Annotated in this window: 17 protein-coding genes and 7 tRNA genes; 15 read left to right on the top strand and 9 right to left on the bottom strand. The window is 46.9% G+C overall.

Annotated elements, in window-relative coordinates; all coding sequences use genetic code 11:
• Positions 1-14 precede the first annotated feature (14 nt).
• Both FBF37_RS03160 and FBF37_RS03155 read left to right on the top strand, forming a co-directional pair.
• On the top strand, positions 15-389 hold the full coding sequence (locus tag FBF37_RS03160) for a hypothetical protein (RefSeq protein WP_138079405.1): 375 nt from the start codon (positions 15-17) through the stop codon (positions 387-389).
• Positions 386-2,812, top strand: coding sequence for an AAA family ATPase (locus FBF37_RS03155; RefSeq protein WP_236861228.1), 2,427 nt, complete (start codon positions 386-388; stop codon positions 2,810-2,812). Before FBF37_RS03160 ends, FBF37_RS03155 begins: the two co-directional genes overlap by 4 nt.
• A 60-nt stretch (positions 2,813-2,872) precedes the next feature.
• Here the strand turns inward: FBF37_RS03155 and FBF37_RS03150 are convergent.
• Positions 2,873-2,949: transfer RNA gene (locus FBF37_RS03150), tRNA-Arg, on the bottom strand.
• Positions 2,950-2,993: 44 nt separating this feature from the next.
• A tRNA-Arg gene (locus tag FBF37_RS03145) sits at positions 2,994-3,070 on the bottom strand.
• Between the two features lie 77 nt (positions 3,071-3,147).
• Between FBF37_RS03145 and murB the strand changes: the two genes are divergently transcribed.
• From murB to FBF37_RS04195, 5 genes are all read left to right on the top strand, one after another.
• Positions 3,148-4,167 (top strand): UDP-N-acetylmuramate dehydrogenase, encoded by a 1,020-nt coding sequence (murB, locus tag FBF37_RS03140; RefSeq protein ID WP_138079403.1) that lies wholly within the window; start codon positions 3,148-3,150, stop codon positions 4,165-4,167.
• Positions 4,168-4,204: 37 nt separating this feature from the next.
• Positions 4,205-4,795, top strand: coding sequence for a type IV pilin protein (locus FBF37_RS03135; RefSeq protein WP_138079401.1), 591 nt, complete (start codon positions 4,205-4,207; stop codon positions 4,793-4,795).
• Positions 4,795-5,169, top strand: coding sequence for a type IV pilus modification PilV family protein (locus FBF37_RS03130; protein WP_174843597.1), 375 nt, complete (start codon positions 4,795-4,797; stop codon positions 5,167-5,169). Before FBF37_RS03135 ends, FBF37_RS03130 begins: the two co-directional genes overlap by 1 nt.
• The gene (locus FBF37_RS03125) at positions 5,156-5,770 is read left to right on the top strand and encodes a PulJ/GspJ family protein (protein ID WP_138079396.1); all 615 of its coding nucleotides are present in this window, start codon (positions 5,156-5,158) and stop codon (positions 5,768-5,770) included. The genes FBF37_RS03130 and FBF37_RS03125 overlap by 14 nt, the downstream gene beginning before the upstream one ends.
• An 82-nt stretch (positions 5,771-5,852) precedes the next feature.
• The gene (locus tag FBF37_RS04195) at positions 5,853-6,296 is read left to right on the top strand and encodes a type II secretion system protein (RefSeq protein ID WP_138079394.1); all 444 of its coding nucleotides are present in this window, start codon (positions 5,853-5,855) and stop codon (positions 6,294-6,296) included.
• Positions 6,297-6,376: 80 nt separating this feature from the next.
• On the opposite strand, the gene FBF37_RS03115 is transcribed toward FBF37_RS04195, so the two are convergent.
• Positions 6,377-7,669 carry a serine hydroxymethyltransferase gene (locus FBF37_RS03115; protein ID WP_138079392.1) on the bottom strand — a complete coding sequence of 431 codons (1,293 nt, stop codon included), beginning with the start codon at positions 7,667-7,669 and terminating at the stop codon, positions 6,377-6,379.
• A gap of 53 nt (positions 7,670-7,722) precedes the next feature.
• On the opposite strand from FBF37_RS03115, the gene FBF37_RS03110 reads away from it, so the two are divergent.
• The gene (locus tag FBF37_RS03110) at positions 7,723-9,246 is read left to right on the top strand and encodes a helix-turn-helix domain-containing protein (protein ID WP_138079390.1); all 1,524 of its coding nucleotides are present in this window, start codon (positions 7,723-7,725) and stop codon (positions 9,244-9,246) included.
• Position 9,247: 1 nt separating this feature from the next.
• Here FBF37_RS03110 and FBF37_RS03105 read toward each other — a convergent pair whose 3' ends face one another.
• Together FBF37_RS03105 and FBF37_RS03100 are read right to left on the bottom strand one after the other, a co-directional pair.
• A complete protein-coding gene (locus FBF37_RS03105; RefSeq protein ID WP_138079388.1) occupies positions 9,248-11,005 on the bottom strand; it encodes a glycogen/starch/alpha-glucan phosphorylase in 1,758 nt (585 codons plus the stop codon).
• A 33-nt stretch (positions 11,006-11,038) separates the two neighbouring features.
• Positions 11,039-11,113 (bottom strand) — tRNA-Gly (locus FBF37_RS03100).
• Positions 11,114-11,156: 43 nt separating this feature from the next.
• On the opposite strand from FBF37_RS03100, the gene FBF37_RS03095 reads away from it, so the two are divergent.
• Positions 11,157-11,233, top strand: a tRNA-Arg gene (locus FBF37_RS03095).
• A gap of 480 nt (positions 11,234-11,713) precedes the next feature.
• Here the strand turns inward: FBF37_RS03095 and FBF37_RS03090 are convergent.
• Positions 11,714-11,790: transfer RNA gene (locus FBF37_RS03090), tRNA-Lys, on the bottom strand.
• A 42-nt stretch (positions 11,791-11,832) separates the two neighbouring features.
• Positions 11,833-11,909 (bottom strand) — tRNA-His (locus tag FBF37_RS03085).
• A 74-nt stretch (positions 11,910-11,983) separates the two neighbouring features.
• Between FBF37_RS03085 and FBF37_RS03080 the strand changes: the two genes are divergently transcribed.
• Positions 11,984-12,790, top strand: a complete 807-nt coding sequence (locus FBF37_RS03080; RefSeq protein WP_174843596.1) for a bifunctional 5,10-methylenetetrahydrofolate dehydrogenase/5,10-methenyltetrahydrofolate cyclohydrolase — start codon at positions 11,984-11,986, stop codon at positions 12,788-12,790.
• Between the two features lie 5 nt (positions 12,791-12,795).
• Here the strand turns inward: FBF37_RS03080 and FBF37_RS03075 are convergent, their stop codons facing one another.
• Positions 12,796-13,161, bottom strand: a complete 366-nt coding sequence (locus FBF37_RS03075) for a response regulator transcription factor (RefSeq protein WP_138079384.1) — start codon at positions 13,159-13,161, stop codon at positions 12,796-12,798.
• A 59-nt stretch (positions 13,162-13,220) separates the two neighbouring features.
• Between FBF37_RS03075 and FBF37_RS03070 the strand changes: the two genes are divergently transcribed.
• Entirely contained in the window at positions 13,221-14,513 is a 1,293-nt protein-coding gene (locus tag FBF37_RS03070) for a GAF domain-containing sensor histidine kinase (protein ID WP_138079382.1), read from the top strand.
• Between the two features lie 6 nt (positions 14,514-14,519).
• On the opposite strand, the gene FBF37_RS03065 is transcribed toward FBF37_RS03070, so the two are convergent.
• The gene (locus FBF37_RS03065; protein WP_138079380.1) at positions 14,520-14,732 is read right to left on the bottom strand and encodes a hypothetical protein; all 213 of its coding nucleotides are present in this window, start codon (positions 14,730-14,732) and stop codon (positions 14,520-14,522) included.
• A gap of 104 nt (positions 14,733-14,836) precedes the next feature.
• On the opposite strand from FBF37_RS03065, the gene FBF37_RS03060 reads away from it, so the two are divergent.
• The 4 genes from FBF37_RS03060 to FBF37_RS03045 all read left to right on the top strand — a co-directional run bounded on the left by FBF37_RS03060 (position 14,837) and on the right by FBF37_RS03045 (position 21,917).
• Positions 14,837-14,911: transfer RNA gene (locus FBF37_RS03060), tRNA-Glu, on the top strand.
• A gap of 109 nt (positions 14,912-15,020) precedes the next feature.
• Positions 15,021-15,746 carry a hypothetical protein gene (locus FBF37_RS03055; protein WP_138079378.1) on the top strand — a complete coding sequence of 242 codons (726 nt, stop codon included), beginning with the start codon at positions 15,021-15,023 and terminating at the stop codon, positions 15,744-15,746.
• Position 15,747: 1 nt separating this feature from the next.
• Entirely contained in the window at positions 15,748-18,015 is a 2,268-nt protein-coding gene (locus FBF37_RS04160; protein WP_138079376.1) for an alpha/beta hydrolase family protein, read from the top strand.
• Positions 18,016-18,050: 35 nt separating this feature from the next.
• Positions 18,051-21,917 (top strand): calcium-binding protein, encoded by a 3,867-nt coding sequence (locus tag FBF37_RS03045; protein ID WP_138079374.1) that lies wholly within the window; start codon positions 18,051-18,053, stop codon positions 21,915-21,917.
• The last annotated feature ends 56 nt before the right edge of the window (positions 21,918-21,973 follow it).

Below are 21,973 nucleotides of genomic sequence, written 5' to 3'. Positions count from 1 at the left end.
GATATACTGATAATATGTTTTTGGTGGGAATCTTTCAGTGGTGGTATGGAACTGGACTATATAAGCACGTCAGGCAAGTCTATGTTGGTCTATTAAAAACAGCTGATTTTTTCTCAATTGGCTTATTGCTCAAAACTTTGTTTAATCCATTTCGGCAAATATCTGCCGGCGTGGTCCAGGGCGGATTGCCAGAACAATTCCGAGCGTTTCTTGACAGATCATTTTCCAGAGTGTTTGGTGCATTCCTACGAACAATCTTGATTGCGGTTGGACTTGTCTGTTTGCTAGCTCGATTACTCTGGAGCGTGTTGATCATTGCGGCCTGGCTGCTGCTGCCACTGGCACCACTAATTGGTATAGTCTTTTGGCAAATGGGGGTGGCGTCATGAATATCGAGCCAGTAATTCGCTACGATAGCCAGCGGTCACAAAAAGCACGATTTTCTGTTCGGTTTGGTGATGTGTGGCATTTGCTGCTTGGTCTGTGTAGCCTGGCGATGATTTTGCTGGGCTGCTGGTCAGTGATTCATCACGGACCAGTTGGTTGGCTTTTTGTGGGGATGAGTGGGCCGTTTGTCATGCTGACCATTTGGTGGCAAGGTGACCTTAAAACTGCTGAGATGAGTAAGCATCCGACGACGCTTGATGACGTCATGGCTGCTGATCTGCTGGGTCAATTGAGCAAAAATCCAACACCACAAGAACTAGTGATGGCTATTTCAAAAACTCGGGCTGGTCAATTTTTGGCGGTACGCCTTGGGCTGACGCCGAACTTCCTGAGTAACATTGCGTCCGATGATCCACGGATGACCGACGCCATCTGGCAAGCGGCGATTGACATCTGGCAGGAGACTGATAGTCCCAAGGTGACGGGTGCGGTCGTCGCAGCAGCTATCGTTAAAGTGTTCCCGAGCCACGACGCTATTTTGGCAAGTTTGAAGCTGGATTTTCAGGACGTATTGGAGGGAATTCGCTGGTATGAGCGGCTAAAGGCACTGGTTGAAGATTTCAAAGAAAAACCGCTGCGCACTGGTGGCATAGCGCGGGATTGGTCATTTGGTTATACGCCGCTACTGAGTCGATTTGCTCAAAACCTGAGTCAGCAAGTGTCGGGCGGGACGATCATGACGCGTTTGGATGCACATACTGATGTGCTAGATCAGATGCTACAGATTTTCAATACTGGCGGTCGTCAAAATGTTGCCTTGGTTGGTCCAGATGGCGTCGGCAAAAGCACGCTCATCGCGGCATTTGCAGAAATGCTAATCGATGGACATAAGGAAGTGCCGTCCAATTTGCTATATCAGCAAGTCTTCTTGCTGGATGCGTCAGCGTTGATTTCTGTAGCTGGCGGTCGTGGTGAATTGGAGCAGTTAGTAACGAGACTGCTCAATGAAGCGTTTGCCTCAAAAAATGTCATCTTGTGTTTGGAAAATGCTCAGCTGTTTTTTGAAGAGGGTGTTGGCTCGGTTGACATGAGTAATCTGCTACTGCCTGTTTTGGAAGCGGGTCGTCTACGCATCATTTTGTCCTTAGATCAACAGCGATTTTTGCAGATTTCCCAACGTAACACCCAGCTGGCTCATGCGCTAAATACGCTAGCAGTCCAGCCGACAGATCGTGCTGAAACCATGAAAATTATGCGCGACCAATTGATTTCCTTTGAACATCAGTTTGGCGTGACGTACATGTTGCAGGCGCTCAATGAAGCGTATCGAGTTGGTGACCGCTACGTCCAAGATTTAGCCATGCCAGGGCGAGCATTGAAAGTATTAGAATCAACCGCCAGTATTTCCAAAGGTGGTCTCATCACCGCGCAGTCAGTGGATGATGCGGCGGAAAAAACCATGGGCATCAAGATCGCTGCGGCTTCTGGTGGCGATGAACGTGAAAAGTTGTTAAATCTTGAGTCATTGATTCACCAGCGCATGATCAACCAATCACGTGCCGTTTCGGTGGTGTCCGACGCCATCCGTCGAGCGCGCGCTGGCGTGAGAAATCTTGATCGCCCCATCGGTACTTTCCTGTTTTTGGGGCCAACTGGTGTTGGTAAAACTGAGTTGTCAAAAGCCTTGGCAGAAGTATACTTTGGGGGCGAGGGTAATCTGGTACGACTGGACCTGAACGAATTTGTTCGCGCTGAAGATGTGGCTCGTTTGATCGCTGATGGTGCGAATGATCCGCTGAGTTTGACGGCTCAGGTGCAAAAAGCGCCGTTTTCGGTGGTGCTGCTCGATGAGATAGAAAAGGCGCATCCACAAGTGCTGACGACGTTGCTGCAGCTGCTTGACGAAGGTATTTTGCGTGATGAGAAAAACCGGGAAGTTAGTTTTCGCGACTGTATCGTCATTGCGACGTCAAATGCTGGTGCTGACCGCATCCGTGAATACATTGAGCGTGGCTATCAGCTGGAGCAATTTGAACAAACTTTCATCAATGAACTAATCAACGCCAATTTGTTCCGCCCCGAGTTCCTGAACCGATTTGATGAAATTGTGTTGTTCCGCCCGCTAGGCAAAGCTGAACTATTGCAAGTTATCGACTTGATTTTGGCGGGAGTTAACCGTACACTTGAGCCTCAGAAAATTCAAGTGGCCGTTGAGCCCGAAGGTAAACAGCTGCTCGTTGATGCTGGATACGACCCACGTCTTGGTGCGCGACCTATGCGACGCGTTGTGCAGCGCGCTGTCGAAAATACTGTTGCCAAGCAGCTGTTGGCAGGCACAGTTACGCCAGGTAGTACAACCATCATTACTGCTGAGCAGATTCGCGCGGCAGTAGGTGAAGCCCCGAGCGATCGTCAAATCGGGTAGAATTTGCGATATCAAAAAACCTCTGTAGCCTATATACTACAGAGGTGTAAATATCGTTCGTGGTACCCCGCACAGGAGTCGAACCTGCAACCTTCGGTACCGGAAACCGACGCTCTATCCAGTTGAGCTAACGGGGCGTGTTAACTCGTCAGTAAAGATTTCAAGGTGATAATGACGAAAATGGTACACCCGGCAGGATTCGAACCTGCGACCCCTTGGTTCGAAGCCAAGTACTCTAATCCGCTGAGCTACGGGTGCATACCGAGTTAAATTATACCATACTTATCATTCGATGAAAATGACAGCGTATATCAAGGGTGGTATAATATCACCATATGAATATTTCTACAGACATTTCTCTCAAACAATACACCACCATGCAAGTGGGCGGTAATGCACGCTTTTTGACAGAGGCCACGGCAGCGGAGGAGATTCCACAGATATATCACGATGCCCAGTCGCGCCAGTTGCCAGTTTTTGTGTTGGGTGGCGGCAGTAATGTGATCGCCAAAGATGAGGGTTTTGAGGGTGTTGTGCTACTCAATCGTATCAAGGGTTTTGAGGTTGTGTCAGAAGATGAGCAATCAGTAACGCTCAAAATTGGCGCTGGTGAAGTTTGGGACGAAGTGGTGGCGCGAACGGTAGACATGGGCCTGAGCGGGATTGAGGCAATGTCTGCTATCCCTGGTACGGCTGGAGCTGCGCCAGTGCAGAACGTTGGTGCCTATGGGCAGGAGATAGCAGATACCTTAGTGGAGGTTGAGGCATATGATTCAGCTACAGACGCCATGGTTGTGTTGCCTGCTGAGGCATGTCATTTTTCTTACCGCCACAGTATTTTTCGTGGCTCACAGATGGGTCGCTATTGCATCACGGCCATCATTATTCGCTTGTCACGCCGCGCTCCACAGCCGCCATTTTACGCTGGTTTGCAGCGATATCTCGATGAACATCACATCACCAATTACACCCCGGCAGCCATTCGTCAGGCGGTTATTGCTATTCGGCGTGACAAACTGCCCGATCCGACCGTGACGCCTAACAGCGGCTCATTCTTTAAGAATGCCATGGTCAGTCAAGAGATGCTGGATGCGATTCGTCAAACTCACCCTGATGTGCCAAACTACGCTATGCCAGATGGGACTTATAAAATTCCAACTGGTTGGCTGATCGATCAAGCGGGCTTCCGCGGCAAAGAGCTTCACAACATGAAAATTCATGACAAAAACGCGTTAGTACTGACCAATCCTCATGCCGCAACCTATCATGACCTCGAATCTGCTCGCCAAGCCATCATCCAGGCAGTGTATGATCAATTTCATGTCCGCATTGAGCAAGAGCCATTAGAATTATAGGCTTGCACTGACGACCATTTCTGGTTATGCTTATACTATGAGTCGACGAACTGGTTTCACGGTTGTGGAAGTGATTATTGTGATGGCTATCATGGCTATTTTGCTGGCCATCGGTACCGTTAGTTTTCGGTCATATCAAGTTTCAACTCGTGACAAAACACGTGAGGGTGATATCACAACCATTCAAAATTATCTAGAATCATTATATCCTCGCGAACTGCGTGATTCATCAAACAATATCATCAAATCAGCTGGTAGCTATCCAGCGCATGTGATTAGCGGTGCAGGTGGTAGCGCCATGACCGATGCACTCTTTGATCAGATATTCTCCGAGCTGCCAGATGCTGCAAAGAAGGGTCCGCTGCCAGGAGAGAAGTTTGTCTCCGCTGGTGTTTTGCAGTATGGATCACACTCGACCCCACTAAATCGTTCAATGCTGATGTCGTATACGAGCGACTACAATACTCATAAACCATCAGGTTACGCCAACGGTGCGTACGCGTATTTTGCTATCAACCGTTCAGGCAACCGCTGCATCACCTTGACTGACGAATGTCAGGGCTATATCATCATGTATCATCTCGAGGGGCAGCCCCTTGAGTGGAAAATAGTGGAGAAAAGCCGGTGATGAAAAAAGGTTTTACGGTTGTTGAGCTGATGATTACACTGTTTGTTGCGTCACTTTTCATCATCAGTGGTTACCAGCTATACCAGGTGGTAGTGTTTCGCGGTAGTGATGCTCGCAAATTATCGGAGGCGAGCACTTTGGCGTACGAAGTACTACGGTCTGAAGGCACCTATCAAGAGATATCGCAACTCTGCTTTGGTTCGTCTCACCCTGAACAGACCATCACTCGTACCAATGCGCTGCTCGGAACGGTAAATATCACGCTCAAGCGTTGCCGTGTTCAGCCAAACGTTGGGGTGATGCGCGTGACGGCCACTGCCAAATATGACAATCCAGCAAAGGAAGTTTCTCATGCGGTCTATGTCTCACAGTAAGTATCAGCGCGGTTTCACGCTGGTGGAGATGTTGGTGATATCGCCATTGGTGATCATCATTTTGGCGGGAATCGTTGGTATCGTTATCAGTTTGACGACGGAGTCCATGCGTACGACTGCTCGTTCTCAGCTGCAAAACGAAGTGCAGGCGGTGCTGGATCGTATGGAAGAAGACGTGCGCACTAGTCTGGTTATCAACCCTGACTCATCATTTGCGCTAAGTACCAATAATTTTGTCACCAACAAAAACCCACTAGCAACCGACCGGCGACTGGTCAAAAAGGACTGTTCAGTGGCGAGCGCTGGGCTACTTCTCGAAGAAGCCTTGTCATACAACCTGGAGTATTCAGTCTCCGGCTCAAAGCTCATGAGAAAAGTTTCCATGAATGCGTGCCAAACGTCGCCAAATACCTGGCAGCGTCCAAAGACAGAAACCGTGATGTCGTCAAATTCTGCGACTGATTTACAGATTGACTATATCAATATCTCCAGCTCTGAACCGAGTGCTGTCAGGATCAAATTGACCGCCAAACGTCAAGTTGCAGGTAGTGAAATCAGCTACACCGGCATCATGTATGCTAGGTCGCTCAACGCACAATGATAAAATGCTTGTGTTTTTAAAACTGCTCTGATACAATCAAAATTGTTAATAACTTAACCAAAAAATAGGGGGCAAATCAGAAATGATTTCTTCAAACAAAACTAAAGGTTTCACACTTGTTGAGCTTTTGATCGTGATCGTTGTTATCGCGATTTTGGCAGCAATCTCAATCGTTGCCTACAACGGTGTAACACAAAAAGCACGTGACGACGAACGTCAATCAAACGCACGCAACCTCGTCAATGCAGCAGCATCTTTCAACTCTAGTGCAGAGGACGACAAGTGGCCTACTGTTTCTGAGGTAGGTGGCTACAGCACCATTAAGGTTCCAGCTACAGTTATCAGCGCGACTGACGGTACTGCACCAACACCATCTAACAAAAACCACTATGGTTACGAGTTCTGCAAAGACGGTGGTGTAACAACAAATCAGTCTGAAGCAACCGGTGTTAAGGTTAAATACTGGAAAGACGTAGATGCTGGTACTGACCACGTGAAAGAGATCACAACCGGTAAGTGTAACTAGTCTTTAACCTAGCAACACGCTAATAATATAAATACCTCAGGTATAGCCTGAGGTATTTTATTAAGTCTTAGGTTTGTTGCCTAGCTCTTAGTGTAAGGAAGCGGAAAGCTCTTTGCTAAAGACCCAGTTTTTTGTTTGAGTTCAGCATGGATATTTGGGTCATCGGTTCGAATTGCTGCAATGATCAGCTCAGCAATCTGCTTCATCTTAGTCTCTTTCATGCCGCGTGTCGTCACTGCTGGTGTACCAAGGCGCAGGCCGCTTGGGCGGAAAGGCGGCAGGGTGTCGTTCGGGATGGCGTTGGCGTTGGCGGTGATGCCGCTGGCCTCCAGCCGTTCCTGAGCGGTTTTGCCGTCGATACCAAAGCTGCCATAAACATCTGCCAGCACCAAGTGGTTACTGGTGCCACCTGTTACCAATTTCAAACCGCCGCGTTTCAATTCATCTGCCAGCACGGCCGCATTCTTTACGATTTGCTGGGCGTATGCTGTAAATTCTGGACGCAGTGCCTCACCAAAAGCCACCGCCTTGGCAGCGATGGTATGCATGTGCGGACCACCTTGAGTGCCAGGGAAAACTGCTCTATCGATGAGCGTTGGTAAGTTCTCCAAGGTTTTTTCCGGTCGTTTCAAAGGATTACCGACCACACCTTTTGACAAGATCAAGCCGCCGCGTGGACCGCGCAGGGTTTTGTGTGTGGTAGTGGTGATAACGTGAAAGCCATAGTCAAACGGATTGTTGGCTTGGCCACCAACGATCAGCCCAGCGATGTGCGCCATATCCGCCATCAGTATGGCGCCGACTTTGCGTCCTATCTCGGCAAACTTTGCATAATCCAGCTCCCGTGGATAAGCCGAAAAGCCCGCCAAGATGACTTTTGGTCGATGTTTCAGTGCCAAACGGCGAATTTCTTCATAATCAATTTCGCCAGTCTCGACATCTTTGATGCCGTAGCGGACAAAGTTGTACTCACGGGCCGAGCGGGTGACTGATGCACCGTGAGTCAAATGTCCGCCGTGCGCCAAATCCATTGCTAGAATGGTGTCACCAGGCTCACACCATGCATAATACACCGCCTCGTTGGCTTGGGCGCCGGAGTGCGGCTGGACATTGGCGTGGTCGGCGCCGAACAGCTGCTTGGCGCGGTCAATCGCCAACTGCTCAATTTGATCGGTATTATGCTGTCCGCCATAGTAGCGTCGACCAGGGTAACCCTCAGAATATTTGTTGGTAAATACGCTACCCAGCGCCTTGAGCACGTCTGGTGAAACGTAGTTTTCGCTGGGGATGAGCTCTAGCCCTGCTTGTTGCCGCTCAATTTCCGCAGCGATGAGTCGTTCAATTGCTTGATCTTCCATGTCAATTTCTCCTATATGACCCCATTATACCATTTGTACTATTATATCATTTGTGATATACTGCCGGCATGAATACAGATCGATACATCCAAAAGATCGGTACGCTCATTGCGGAAAACCGTCAAAGAAAAAATCTGACGCAGGCCCAATTAGCTGACGCTTTGGGAACGTCGCAGAGTGCCATCAATCGTATTGAAAGCGGTAAACAAAACCTCAGTCTTGAAATGTTGTCGCGTATCTCGGAGGTATTGAGCCATAATATCATGCTGCTTAACAAAACTGGCAAGATCAATTTCCGCGTCTCGGGTGGACACAAACTATCTGGTAGTATCGACGTCAAAACGAGTAAAAATGCTGCAGTGGCTTTGTTGTGTGCTAGTTTACTCAACAAAGGTAAAACGACACTGAGGCGGGTGTCTCGCATTGAAGAAGTTAACCGCATCATTGAAGTGCTTAATTCCATTGGTGTCAAAACTCGGTGGCTGGCAGGCAATGACCTGGAAATCACACCGCCAGCCAAGCTGAGGTTGGAGGACATGGATATCACGGCTGCCAAGCGTACTCGCACGGTGTTGATGTTCCTGGGTCCGCTACTTCATCAATATGATGATTTTCGGTTGCCATTTGCCGGTGGCTGTAACCTTGGCAAGCGCACCGTGGAGCCACACTTATCGGGACTGAAGCACTTTGGGATGCAGGTAGAGGCGGAACCAGACAGCTATCACGCGACGGTTAATGTCACGACGGGTGATCACACTATTGTCCTGACTGAACGTGGTGACACGGTGACGGAAAATCTCATCATGGCAGCAGCATTGTCGCCAACCAAGACCATCATCCGCAACGCCAGCCCAAACTACATGGTGCAGGATGTCTGTTTCTACTTGGAAAAATTGGGCGTGAAGATAGAAGGCATTGGTACCACCACGTTGACCATCACCGGTAAAAAATCGATCAACCAACCTGTTGAATATGCGCCGTCTGAAGACCCGATTGAGGCCATGAGCTTCATCGCGGCGGCCGTGGTAACAGACTCGGAGATTACGGTGCGTCGGGCGCCAATTGAATTTTTGGAAATTGAGCTAGCAACCTTGGCTGAAATGGGCTTGCGGTATGAACTGAGCGAGGAATACCCAGCCAACAATGGCCGCACTCGTTTGGTGGACATCGCGCTGAAACACTCCAAACTGGTTGCGCCAAAAGACAAGATTCATGCATTGCCGTTCCCAGGAATTAACATGGATAACTTGCCGTTCTTGGGGCTTATCGCTACCATGGCTGAGGGCAGGACTTTGGTGCATGACTGGAGCTATGAAAACCGGGCGATTTATTTCACTGAGCTAAGCAAGTTAAACGCGCACATTGAGCTGGTCGATCCACACCGAGTGTACATCAGCGGTCCGACCAATTGGAAGCCAGCCGACGTCATCGCGCCACCAGCGCTCCGACCAAGTGTTGTCGTCTTTTTGGCGATGTTGGCGGCGCCAGGACAGTCAACCCTGCGCGACGTATATTCCATCAACCGTGGCTACGAAGATTTGGCACAGCGTCTGAATCGATTGGGTGCACAAGTTGAAGTGATCAACGAATAAATCACCGCTTTGGAAACAAAAAGTGCAGATAATCTTTCATCATGCGTGCGCCAGAGATGATTGGCAGGTATGCTTTGAGCTGGCGATGAGTTAATTTTTCCAGCAGTGAATCATTTTGCATGATGCGTGCGGCTTTGTGCATGTTGAGATACAGCGAACGAACCTCTTCATCGTAGTTTTTGCCACTAACTTCCAGACAGGCGATTGGCTTGATGTCTGCCACGCCACCATCACTGGTGGAAATGAGTAATTTAAGGTTGGCGATATCTTTTTCCCATGATGTACCGCAGGCTTCCCAGCCAACTTCTGGCACGTTGATGGCGATGTTTGAGCCAACTGCCAGCGCCCGGCCCAGTTCCTCGTCATAATCTTGGATATAGTGAACGCGCTCTTTTAAGATGGGGTCAGCGTCTACCAATTGTAAAATTTCAAGCAATCGTTGATACATCACAGTGTCGCCTTGATGGACTTTTCCCGCCAAGATGTAGTGCGCGTTATAATCCACCAAAATCTGTCGCAGAGCCTTTGGGTTAGTAAACGGCATGTATGGCCGCTTATAGTTAGCAAAGCGCCGTTTAAAGTCAAACAACAATGCGTTTTCTGGTATTTGTACAGGACGGTTATATTGATCTTTGCGGTGCTGTAGTACACGGTTTAAGGCGGCGCGACCAGCGCGGTGCATGGCGCGGAGGTCTGACGCGGTCAAGGTATCGATCTTGGTGTGAAAATTATCTGTTGGCAGCCCAAACTTATCAATGATTCCGCTTTCAGTGTAGAGCTGCAGGATTTCCGGCAGTACCCATGTTTCCAGATCGATGCCATTGGTGATGGCATGAAACTTGACCTTGTCGTTGTTGCGGTCGCGGAAATTTGCCACGCGGGCGTGCAGTTTGCTGACGCCATTTTTGGCTTCGGTCAGCTCAATTGCTAGTAGGTTTGGCCGCAAGCGGTCGTTCCGAAATTGCTCCATCAGCCAGCAGCGCACCGCGTTACTTTTGATATTTGGCAGCACCAATTTTTCAAATTGTGAGCGGTGAAATTCTGGTTCAGCCGCTTGGAGCAGGGTGTGGTTGGTGTAGAGTGTGTGTTTGCGTACGTAAACGATTGCTTCGTACAGGTTCATGCCGTTGGCGCATAGTTCGTCCAGTCGAGCCAATGCCGCAAAAATGGTCGCGGTTTCGTTGAGTTGGATGACGGCTGGTTTGATGCCGAGCAGCTTTAGGGCTTTATAGCCGCCAAACCCGAGCGCGACTTCTTGGTATAGCCGGTGATCGCCCGAGCCTTCACCTTCGTACAATTGTCCAAAGTTTGGCTCTGAGATGGTAACAAACTGAGTCGAGCCAAGCGTCTTTTTGAAAATACTCAAACTGGCATCAGGAAACCCACGTGAACTGATGGACACGTCGTCGATGTATTCAAAGCCATAGTCTTGTGGTGAGACAGTTTCTGAAAATTCTTCCTGCGCCAGGTTGGTAATTTTTTGGTGCGATTCACTGCGGTAAAATGGCGTCACTACCACAAATGGCACGTCTAATTTTTCGGCCACCCGCCGTGTGTCTGCCGCCAGCACGCCCAAGCCGCCACCACCTTTGATGCCGTTGGCTTTGTCGTAAATTTCCATCGTCCAGTAGATGTACGGCCTGGAGTTAGACAGTTGATGAGTCAAGCTACTACGTTCAATGATGTCATAAAACTCAGAGGCATCTTCGATGTCGTGTGGTCGGTATTTTGGTTTTTCTGTGTAAAAATATGGATCCATGATGCCCTTTATGGATGAGAATTATCTTAAAATTGGTGCGGGTGCGGAGAATCGAACTCCGATCTCAAGTTTGGAAAACTTGCATACTAACCGCTGTACTACACCCGCAAGCTTGTATGATTATAGCAGAAAGATGCTATAATGTGAATACGCCCTGATAGCTCAGCTGGATAGAGCAGAGGACTTCTAAGCCTAAGGTCGTAGGTTCGAATCCTACTCGGGGCGCCACAGTATTACGAGTATCAATTATGGATGCGAGTCACAAGCCACGCATGTCTCGAGAAATGATGATGAGACTATCTGATCCTCGACGAGGGTCGATTGACGGTTTTACTGCGTACGGACATACAGGACGAAGCATCAACAGAAAACATCGGGCAAATTCAGATCGCCAATACATCAATAACTATCAAAGTTCTACCATGGCTAATGGTCATGGTCACGTGCGTCGATTTGGTATGGAATTAGGGGTGGTTTCTTCAGGGCATGATCATAAAGCTAAGCAACCAGTAGGACAAAGTCTTTCAAATAGAAAACCGCATACTGCCAAGACTGAAACGAATAGGCCAAATCGGCAATCTTCAAATGCCAACGCTCGCCCGATGGGACTCAACAGACCAAGGTCATCATTTCACGAACCGCCTTCCCATCGGTACAATCCGTATGCATAAGGCAAAATAAAATCCTCACACGCGTGTGAGGTTATTTTGGAGGGCCAGGAGGGGCTCGAACCCTCGACACCCTGCTTAAGAGGCAGGTGCTCTAACCAGCTGAGCTACTGGCCCATACGTGTGATTTTAGCACATATTATGCCACAAATCAATGCTTGGGGCGAATGATGGGGGTCGAACCCACGGCCTCCGGAGCCACAATCCAGCGCTCTAACCAACTGAGCTACATCCGCCATACGCAAGCTTCTAGCATTATACCATAGCTGATACCTGTACTCAAGCAGGCTCATTTGGTAGAATGATAGAGATGAAAATACTCACTGGTACAGATTTGGCAAGTTTTATCAAAGAGCGTCAAGCCAAGCAAGTTCGAGCATTGCGCCAAGCGTGGCATATTCAGCCTCGATTGGCAATCGTCACAAACACCGACAATCCAGTGATTGAAACATATATGCGCTTGAAGCATAACTATGGTGCGGATATTTTGATTGATACAGAAATTCACCACGTGGAAGATGTATTGGAGACGGTTCAGCAGCTGAATGTGCGAGAAGATGTGCAGGGAATTATTGTGCAGCTGCCACTAAAAGACCCAACTCAGACGGACGAAGTATTGGCTGCGGTTGCGCCAGAAAAAGATGTCGATGGGCTCAATCCTCGTTCGTCGTTTGAGGCGGCAACGCCAACGGCTATCAATTGGCTATTGTCGGGCCACGGTATTGATTTGTCCAAAAAGCGCATCGCTGTGGTTGGACATGGTCGACTGGTGGGCGCACCACTGGTGGATATGTGGCGTCGGTCTGGTTTGGAGCCGGTCGTCTTTGACATGGGGGATGACTTGGCGCGGTTAGTTAATTTTGAAGTGATTGTTACCGCCACGGGCAGTCCGGGTGTTATTTCGTCTGATATGGTGCAGCCTGGCGCAATTGTGGTTGATGCGGGCACCGCGTCTGACAAGGGCAAAATAGTTGGCGATGTTGCCAAAGAAGTGCGTGACCGGCAGGACGTGTCGATCACGCCCGAAAAAGGCGGTGTTGGACCGCTGACGGTGGCGGCGCTGTTTGATAATTTGATCAATGCCTGCCTGGCGATTGCCAATCGACAAAAACAATAGGTGAGTTAGCCGATGACGTCTTTGACTTTGCTGACTACTTGGCGTGGTGTCAAATTTGCCTTGACGATGTAGCTGTGAATGTTGAGAACTCGCAGTTCGTCAGGCGCTTCTTCTTCGCTCAAATTCGTCAGAACGATGACTGGAACGGTTTTGCCCCACGCGTGAGAACGAATTTTTTTCAAGGCGGTCAATCCATCCATTTCTGGCATTTGTAAATCAAGCAAAATGATATCTGGGGTAAATTTCTCAACTAATTCGACGCCCACTTTGCCATCGGCTGCGAGTCGTACATCAAAATCATCAGCCTCAAATTTCATGCGGTACATCTGGCTAATAGCTGGATCGTCTTCGATAATGGCAATCTTCTTCATAGGCTCATTATAGCACAGATATCTGGACGAGAAGGCCTAAATCGCTTATATTTATATGCATGGATAGAGACTATGGGCAATCTCTGAAAAAAGCGACTCATGTGTTGAAGACCAGTCGCATGCGCAAGCAAGAATTTTTTGCTGAGATGGGTATGTTGTTACTGCGCAGTACTGATTTGGACGTATTTTTGAAGCGCATGAAATGTTTTTTGCGGCGGTCATTTCAGGCGGAATCTGTGACGCTAGCGGTAAAAATTGGTGACAGCTTCAGGCTGGAGAGCACCAGTAAGCGAGTTCTTCCGGCAATTGACGTCGCGCGATTAACAAAGCATATTCATCGGCATTATCGCTACAACGAAGTGGTGCTCGTCAAAGATTTGGCGGATGAATCATTGCAGCAAAGTTTGGCGATGTATCACATTGAAGTCATCCTGCCGCTAGCCATGGACCACGAATGTGTTGGTTGTGTGTTGTTTGGCAGACGAGCCAAGCGCTACACGCGGCGAGATATTTCCCTCCTGGAAACCATGAGCGGTGAATTGGTGGTGGCAGTCAAAAACTCACTCGCCATGGCCGAAGTACGGCAGCTTAACGAGACGTTGCAACAGAAAATTATCGATGCAACGAGGGAACTCAGGATCAGTAACCGCCAATTGCAACGACTGGACGCCGCCAAAGACGAATTCATCTCTATGGCATCACACCAGCTGCGAACCCCGCTGACCAGCATCAAGGGCTATTTGGATATGATGTTAGAGGGTGACCTGGGGCCGATCAACGCGACGCAGCGCACTGTATTGACCGAAGCTTTTGGCTCAAGTGAAAGAATGGTGCAGCTCATTGGTGACTTTTTGAGTGTGTCCAGGCTGCAAACGGGCAAATTCGTCATCAACCGTCAAGCGACTGACTTGGCGCAACTGGTCAAGGACGAGGTTGCATTCCTAAAAACCATGTCCAAACAGCGACATGTCAAAATAGCAGTGGACATCGACAAAGACATCCCGCAGCCCATGGTGGATGGTGAAAAATTGCGACAGGTGATGATGAATATGATTGAAAATGCACTGTATTACTCAAAGCCCGACACGACCATCAAAGTAAAACTGACCAGAGATGATGACGATGTGGTGTTTACCGTCAAAGACACTGGTATCGGCGTTCCTGACGCGGAGAAAGCAAATTTGTTCAGTAAGTTTTTCCGTGGCTCAAACGCTCGCAAAAAACGCCCAGACGGTACGGGGATCGGGCTGTTTTTGGCGCGCAAGGTTGTCCTGGCGCACGGCGGTCAGATGGTATTTGAATCAAAAGAGAGTAAAGGCAGTACCTTTGGGTTTCGTCTGCCGGTAAAGTAGGTGGTGTCAGAATAAGCTCATGACGCCCGAAACGATGATGATAAGCGTAACGATGATGATGGCGACAGTGCGTGCAATGCTGAGCTGTCGTTGGTGATCATGACGCCACTGGCCAAACCGTGAACGGTTGACTGCACTAACGCGAGTGATTGATGGCCGCTTGGTGGCAGCGTCCGCACCAGTGTACTTTTTGTTGCGTTTCTTCTTTTGCTTTGCCATGGATATTATTATATAAGAAACGACGCCAAATGAGAAATGAAGCGGAAAATTGCTTTGGCCACCTGTAGACAACTGACTGACAATTTGCTATAATTCGTGACGTTGGCCTTATCGTCTAACGGTTAGGACACCAGGTTTTCATCCTGGCAATCCGGGTTCGATTCCCGGTAAGGTCACCACAGAGAAATTATCAAAATATAGGCAGCTTTGGCTGTCTATATTTTCGTTGTATATTGCTTGTGGTTGGGTTACAATGAAAGCATAAAGATAAGACTGTTGGAGGGTTTGATGTCCAAGAAGCGCAACCAGAAAAAGAACAAGCAATATAGATTATTATTGTTCCTAGGTAGCTTAGCAGTACTGCTTATTATTGCCGTGGCTGGGTTATATATTCGAAATGAGAATAAATTAGCTAGTGTTCAGGGCAAGATGTCAGAGTATTTAAAAGGTAAATATCATGAGGATTTTAAGGTAGAGAGACCTGAATATAAACATGGAGGCCTTGGGGTCAACGGTATATGGATGTCGCAAGCATACCTAGTGTCAAACCCAAAACTAAAGTTTGATATCGATTGCAACTATTTAAATCCCTCTGACTGTAGCGACCAATATATCGCCGCCATCTGGTCAGTCCAAGCCAGCAGGGAGTTAGAATCTATCGTCAAAGAAGTTAACGCTAACAGCAATGGCTATAAAGCAGATAGTGCACGGGCAGAAATTGTCTTATCTGAAGATTTGGTAGATTCTGTAAATAAACAGTCTAAGTATGAGGACAATAAAACCAAGGACAAAGGCTTCCTGTACAGGTTAATAATAAACGCTCCGAACGACAGCCAAAAGTCTTCTTATGCATTTAGAATAGTAGAGAAGCTACGAAAAGAGGGGATATACAGTGTAGATCTAGACATAAATAGAAACAATAACTCGCAAATAAGATGTGAAATATTTTTTGATAAAAATAAATTAGGTAGCAAAGACGACGTAGAGTCATGCATTGTTAAGATGGGAGAATGATATGTCATTAAATACACTAGAATATCTGAGCTTAAGTGCTATAGCATATTTAGATTTTGATAAATCTCTTGAAGGTGCAACCATTGAAGAACTTATTTCGCGTAAGGCTGTTACGGAAAAAGATTTAAACAAGCCTGAGCTCTCTGTCCTCAAAGATCCCTCTAGCCCTCTCCGTTCTTATACTCTCGTATATTTTGAAAAAGATGATGTTTCTGGTTTTGCTGGGGTAGCTTTTAGATCTCCTTCCGGAAAAATTATTCTTGCCTTTCGTGGTACCGAACTCGACAGAGGGTTTCTGCCGGCCTTGAGTGACATTGCTACAGATACACAAATTGGTTCCATGGTTTTGTCGCCCTTGGCGCAATTTTGGGATACGTTGGAATTTGCTCAGTCTGTCGTCGCACGAGTTACAGGCAATGATAATATTAGCAAAAAAGATGCCCTCAAATATCTTCGACACAACAACGCTACTGCTACCGGTCATTCACTGGGTGGTGGCCTGGCCTCCTATCTGACATATAGAACCTCAGATTTTTCGTCAGGAGGTAATTATGGAGGTATTCAGGCGATTACCTTTAATGCTGTTGGAATAGGAACTAATCTTCTTGACGTGTCTGCCCTGGCTAGGCTTAACGAGTACAATATAACCGACCACGTAAACTCTCTAGATTGGGTTGGGATGTATGGTGTACCGATTGGTAGCACGATACAGCATATAGATACCTCAGATCTGGACTACAAACGAGTCAACTTTAATGCCCTTGGTAAAATGCTGGCCGTTAGGCTGCGGCTTAGTAAGGGCAATATAGATATGCTAGAATATAAGCGTCAAATAAATAATATAAAAAATACTATCGCAGGCGGGCCGGGTAGGTATTCGGTTACTGATACGATGGCTGTCTATAGTGGGTATGAGGGAGTTGGGGGTAAAGATGGTTCGGGCCTCTTCAATACTTCTCGGCACAATTTGGACAGGTTTCTATGTGATGATCCAAGTAAGCCTGGCCTGCAATACAAAATGACAGAGACTGTAGCAGATCAAAAACTTTCGGTTCGTAATCTGCGTGATTTGTTTAATTTAATTAATGCTTTTCAAGTTATTGAGCGTGCAAAGATTGACAAGAACTATACCACGGATGTCATTAGCAAACCTCCATTACCAACGACTATGTCACAGGATGGCGTCATATATTACAATAATTTTATAATCCTACCTGATGGTTCTGTATCTAATCGTCCGTATAGCCACGATCAAATAGCATATGCAAATTATGTTGTGCAACAATTTGAACGTCGCTTGGCTTCAGGTGATTTCATGTCAGCATATGTCGATACGCAGAAAGCTCAAGCTGATCAAGACCGCCGTGTTGACCCGCTGGTGTTTGACTTGGATGGTGACGGAATAACGACAATATCAATTGACGAGTCGAATACATTTTTTGACTTGGACAATAGTGGTTTTGCTGAAAGAACGTCGTGGATTGGATCGGGAGAGGGGTTGCTAGCTTATGACAGAAATGGTGACGGAATCATCAATGGTGGTAACGAATTATTTGGCGACCGTACACTGATGAAAGATGGTAAGACATTGGCATCAAGTGGCTTTGCGGCGTTGGCAGAATATGACGATAACAAGGACGGTAAGATTGATAGTAATGATGCAATATACACGTTGTTACGAATCTGGCAAGATTCTGACGGTGACGGCATCACCTCTGTTGGTGAATTAAAACAGTTGGTTGATTTGGGGATTGTGTCCATTGGACTGTCGTACAACAACACCGGCGTGACCGATAGTGCGAACAATGCTCAAGTGCGAACGGGGACATTTACTCTAGCAGACGGTAGTTCTCGAATAACTGGTGAATATCTACTAAATCGCGATCCGTTACAATCTGTAGACTCCTCGCTAGTTAATATTTCTGACGACGTTGCATTATTACCAAACGTGCAAGGGGCGGGCAACGTCGGTTCACTACATAAAGCAATTATGCAGGACGAGTCGGGTCTACTGCGTAGTTTGGTCGAACAGTTTATTCAAGAAAAAATATTACAAAACGTGAAACTTTGGTTGCGGATATTTTGGCGAATTGGGCTGGAGTTACTCCTGTTGATCCAAAGAGCCGCGGCGATTTGTTTGACGCTCGGAAGTTGGCTGTACTGGAAAAGTTTTTTGGCACGGAATTTCGAGGATCGCCGAATGCTAATGCAGCGCCTTTGCTACAGAGGTCGTATGATAAATTATTTGAAGTTGTATATGTGTCATTAGTTTCACAGGTACAATTAAAAGATGCAATCGCAAGCATGAAGACTGAGTCCGAGGATGTTTCATTTAAAGATACTTTCAAGGTGCTAGATGCTGCAATTTTTCAAGATGCTAAAGCTGGTATTGATTTACTGAGTGAATTTGCACGAGTCATGAAATATCATGGGCTGAAAAAGAGCGTAGAGTTCGAGAATTTGCGCAATTACTATGTTAAGCAATCAGCAGAGTATGGTCGTATTATTGACTTTGCGGGTGAGAAAGTACTCAATGGTACAGATAAAGGAGACTCTCTCAATACTAAAGATGACTACACGCTAATTGCCGCTGGAGATGGTGATGATGGTCTATATGCTGATAATAACGACAATGTTCTCTACGGCGATGCTGGCAATGATACGATTTATGGCATGGGTGGCGATGATGTGCTTGTTGGTGGTGCAGGTACTGACCAACTCCGTGGTGGAGCTGGTGATGATATTTACCGTTTTTCGAGAGGAGATGGCACCGATTATATTGAAGAAACAGACGGTTTTGATACGATCCAACTCGGTGAGGGAATTTTGCCAGAGGATGTTATTTTGCAGACTGTCTCAGGCTACGGTAATAAAATATCTTTGGCGATTACCATCAAAAATACAACCGACAAGATTGTAGTAGACGGCCATTTTGGTACGCGTATTTACAATAGTGATCGTTTGCACACTGATAATCCAGGGAGTCAAATTGAACGAATTATTTTCAGTAACGGTGTGTCTTGGGGCGTTGCTGAGATTCATCGTCGTGCGCATGATATGGTTGGTACGAATAATTCAGATCATCTGGCGTCGTTTGAAGACGGGGCTTATACCTATCATGGTTTAGGCGGCAACGATAGTGTAATCGGCGGTTTTGCTAACGACTCTTTGTATGGTGATGACGGAAATGACACGATATATGGCTATGGTGGAAATGACGTTTTGTCTGGCGGAGTGGGTGATGACCAACTTCGTGGTGGAGCTGGTGATGATGTCTATTTATTCTCTCGCGGCGATGGTGTCGACTATATTGAAGAAACTGACGGTTTTGATACGATTCAATTTGGCGAGGGAATATCACCGAATGATGTCGTTGCTCGCGTCGTATCGACTGATGGAAATAGTATCTCATTAGAGTTATCTATTGCGGGTACGAATGATAAGATGACTATTCATCGTCATTTTGGTCAATACAGTTACTATCAGCAAGAGGATATTGCTAGCCCTGGCAATCAAATTGAGCGGGTTATGTTTGCCGACGGAACAGCATGGGATATTGATGAAATTTATCGTCGTGCACATGATATGGTGGGTACTGATGGTAACGATAATTTTAGCATGGTTGGCAATGCGCCGGTGATTTACCACGGGCTAGCTGGTAATGATAATATTAGTGGTCGGAGCGGTAAAGATGTACTCTATGGTGATGCTGGTGATGACTACATTTCTGGTGGCGGTACGCTCATTGGTGGACCAGGCAATGATAATATCCGCGGAAGCAAGGGCGATGACGTTTATATATTCAACCGCGGTGATGGGCAGGATCTAATTACTGATACCGGTGGCGTGGATACAATTCGTTTTGGTGATGGTATTCGTCCTGATGATATCGTCATCAAGCGTGTTGGTAATGGCTATGGACATAATCTTGAGTTGTGCATCAAAGATACTGATGACAAAGTGGCGGTATATGAACATTTTGGTACAAATTCATACTGGGGCTCGGTAGACAATCCAGCAGTGCAAATCGAACGGGTTGAGTTTGCCGATGGTACGGTGTGGACGAAGGAAGATATTGACGACAAGATGCACAATAGAACTGGCACTGACGGAGCAGATACGATAGAAGCGTATGGTAAGCGCGGCGTAGTATATCATGGACTGGGCGGTGACGATAACCTCAGGGGTGCTATGGGTGATGATCAGCTCTACGGAGAGGACGGCGATGACAGAATCTCTGGCGGGGAAGGTAATGATTTAATCGCCGGCGGTAGAGGTAACGATATAATTGATAGCTTCCGTGGAGACGACACCTACGTCTTTAACCGCGGTGACGGTAAGGACATCATTACGGACTATAACGGGTTTGATACGGTTCGGTTTGGTGAAGGGATTAAGCCAGGGGACATTGTACTGAAACGAGTTTACGCGAATAGAGAATTGAGTCTTGAAATATCCATTAGAGGTACTGAAGATGCGGTTACTTTTATCAGCCACTTTGACCCAGTAAAGTCATACTTGACCGCAAATTATGCGTTAGAACAGATTGCGTTTGCCGATGGTACTGTGTGGACGAAAGATGACATCGATTACAAAATGCATCATTTGACCGGCACGGAAGAAAATGATCAGCTAGCGGCGTACGATAAGGCGGACGTAGTGTATTACGGACGCGGCGGCGACGATAATCTCAGAGGTGGTGTAGGCAATGATCAACTCTACGGCGAGGATGGTGATGACCAGCTCTACGGCGATGAAGGTAATGATTTAATCGTTGGCGGGAAGGGTAATGACAAAATAACTAGTATTGCGGGTGATGATGTTTATGTCTTTAACCGTGGCGATGGCAAGGATATCATTACGGACTATAACGGGTTTGATACGGTTCAGTTTGGCGAGGGAATTAAACCAGAAGATGTTGTATTAAAACGGGTGTATGTAAATAGGGATTGGAGCCTTGAAGTCTCTCTAAAAGACACTGAAGATACAATAACTTTCATTAGTCATTTTGACCCAGTAAAGTCATACTTGACTGCAAATTATGCACTAGAGCAAATTACATTTGCCGACGGTACCGTTTGGACAAAAGAAGATATTGATGATAAGATGCATCATTTGACTGGCACGGAAGCTGACGATCGGCTGGCGGCTTACGATAAAGCAAGGGTGGTATATCATGGACGTGGAGGTAATGACACGCTTGTCGGTAGTGAGGGCAATGACGAACTTTATGGCGAAGATGGCGATGACAGAATCTCTAGTGGAGAAGGCAATGATTTAATCGCCGGCGGTAGAGGCAACGATATAATTGATAGCTTCCGTGGTGATGATATTTATGTCTTCAATCGCGGTGATGGACAAGATGTAATTAATGATTACGACGGCACTGACATTATTCGTTTTGGTGAAGGTGTAAAACCAGAAGATATTATCGTTTCACGCGTCCCTTGGTATAGTGATTATAATCTCGTTCTGTCGCTTAAAGACACTGACGATAAGATTACTGTTGTCAGTCATTTCGGCTCATCAAACTACAGTGGCTACTATGCAACGCCGCAGCGAAGAATTGAAAGGTTTGAGTTCGCTGACGGTACTGTGTGGACTGCTGAGACAGTTGATGATAAGATGCATAATCTAGTTGGTACTGATGCGAAAGATAATCTCACTGCCTATGATGATAAGTCAGTGACGTATTATGGTATGGGTGGCGATGATACACTTCAGGGGCGTAAGGGTAATGATATGTTGATTGGTGGTATAGGTGATGACTATTTGCTTGGCGATGTAGGCGATGATACCTATGTCTTTGCTCGAGGCGACGGTAAAGATAGAGTGTTCGACTTTGGCGGCAACGACACAATACGCCTTGGACATAATCATACGGAGGTTATGTTTAAGAAAATATACAGTAGTGACTTATTGTTAGAGATGTGTGGTTCAGCCGATTCTGTCCAGATACAAGAATGGTATAATTACAATAGCGACCGAAGAATTGAAACAATTCAGGCCGAAGATGGCTATACTATTCAGCCCGAAAAGGTCCAGCAGTTAATTCAAGCTATGGCATCGTTCGGTAATTCACATGGTATGAATTGGCAACAAGCTCTTGAAGCACATCCAGTTGAAGCACAATCTATTATTTCACAATATTGGACGGTGCCAACCGCTTAAGCTTTGGCGCGCGCCGCTATTTTGCTACACTAGTGAAAACTGAGGTGGGAGTAAGT

It is taken from the genome of Candidatus Nanosynbacter featherlites (genome assembly GCF_005697565.1).
Taxonomy (GTDB): Bacteria; Patescibacteriota; Saccharimonadia; order Saccharimonadales; family Saccharimonadaceae; genus Nanosynbacter; species Nanosynbacter featherlites.
Note: the sequence above shows the minus strand (reverse complement) of the source record. Positions and strands in the feature narration are given on the sequence as shown.

What these genes read in the sequence shown, in the direction of transcription:
- FBF37_RS03160 (WP_138079405.1), top strand. Translation starts at nt 15, where the DNA reads ATGTTTTTGGTGGGAATCTTTCAGTGGTGGTATGGAACTGGACTATAT.
- FBF37_RS03155 (WP_236861228.1), top strand. Translation starts at nt 386, where the DNA reads ATGAATATCGAGCCAGTAATTCGCTACGATAGCCAGCGGTCACAAAAA.
- murB (WP_138079403.1), top strand. Translation starts at nt 3,148, where the DNA reads ATGAATATTTCTACAGACATTTCTCTCAAACAATACACCACCATGCAA.
- FBF37_RS03135 (WP_138079401.1), top strand. Translation starts at nt 4,205, where the DNA reads ATGAGTCGACGAACTGGTTTCACGGTTGTGGAAGTGATTATTGTGATG.
- FBF37_RS03130 (WP_174843597.1), top strand. Translation starts at nt 4,795, where the DNA reads ATGAAAAAAGGTTTTACGGTTGTTGAGCTGATGATTACACTGTTTGTT.
- FBF37_RS03125 (WP_138079396.1), top strand. Translation starts at nt 5,156, where the DNA reads ATGTCTCACAGTAAGTATCAGCGCGGTTTCACGCTGGTGGAGATGTTG.
- FBF37_RS04195 (WP_138079394.1), top strand. Translation starts at nt 5,853, where the DNA reads ATGATTTCTTCAAACAAAACTAAAGGTTTCACACTTGTTGAGCTTTTG.
- FBF37_RS03110 (WP_138079390.1), top strand. Translation starts at nt 7,723, where the DNA reads ATGAATACAGATCGATACATCCAAAAGATCGGTACGCTCATTGCGGAA.
- FBF37_RS03105 (WP_138079388.1), bottom strand. Translation starts at nt 11,005, where the DNA reads ATGGATCCATATTTTTACACAGAAAAACCAAAATACCGACCACACGAC.
- FBF37_RS03080 (WP_174843596.1), top strand. Translation starts at nt 11,984, where the DNA reads ATGAAAATACTCACTGGTACAGATTTGGCAAGTTTTATCAAAGAGCGT.
- FBF37_RS03075 (WP_138079384.1), bottom strand. Translation starts at nt 13,161, where the DNA reads ATGAAGAAGATTGCCATTATCGAAGACGATCCAGCTATTAGCCAGATG.
- FBF37_RS03070 (WP_138079382.1), top strand. Translation starts at nt 13,221, where the DNA reads ATGGATAGAGACTATGGGCAATCTCTGAAAAAAGCGACTCATGTGTTG.
- FBF37_RS03065 (WP_138079380.1), bottom strand. Translation starts at nt 14,732, where the DNA reads ATGGCAAAGCAAAAGAAGAAACGCAACAAAAAGTACACTGGTGCGGAC.
- FBF37_RS03055 (WP_138079378.1), top strand. Translation starts at nt 15,021, where the DNA reads ATGTCCAAGAAGCGCAACCAGAAAAAGAACAAGCAATATAGATTATTA.
- FBF37_RS04160 (WP_138079376.1), top strand. Translation starts at nt 15,748, where the DNA reads ATGTCATTAAATACACTAGAATATCTGAGCTTAAGTGCTATAGCATAT.
- FBF37_RS03045 (WP_138079374.1), top strand. Translation starts at nt 18,051, where the DNA reads ATGAAGACTGAGTCCGAGGATGTTTCATTTAAAGATACTTTCAAGGTG.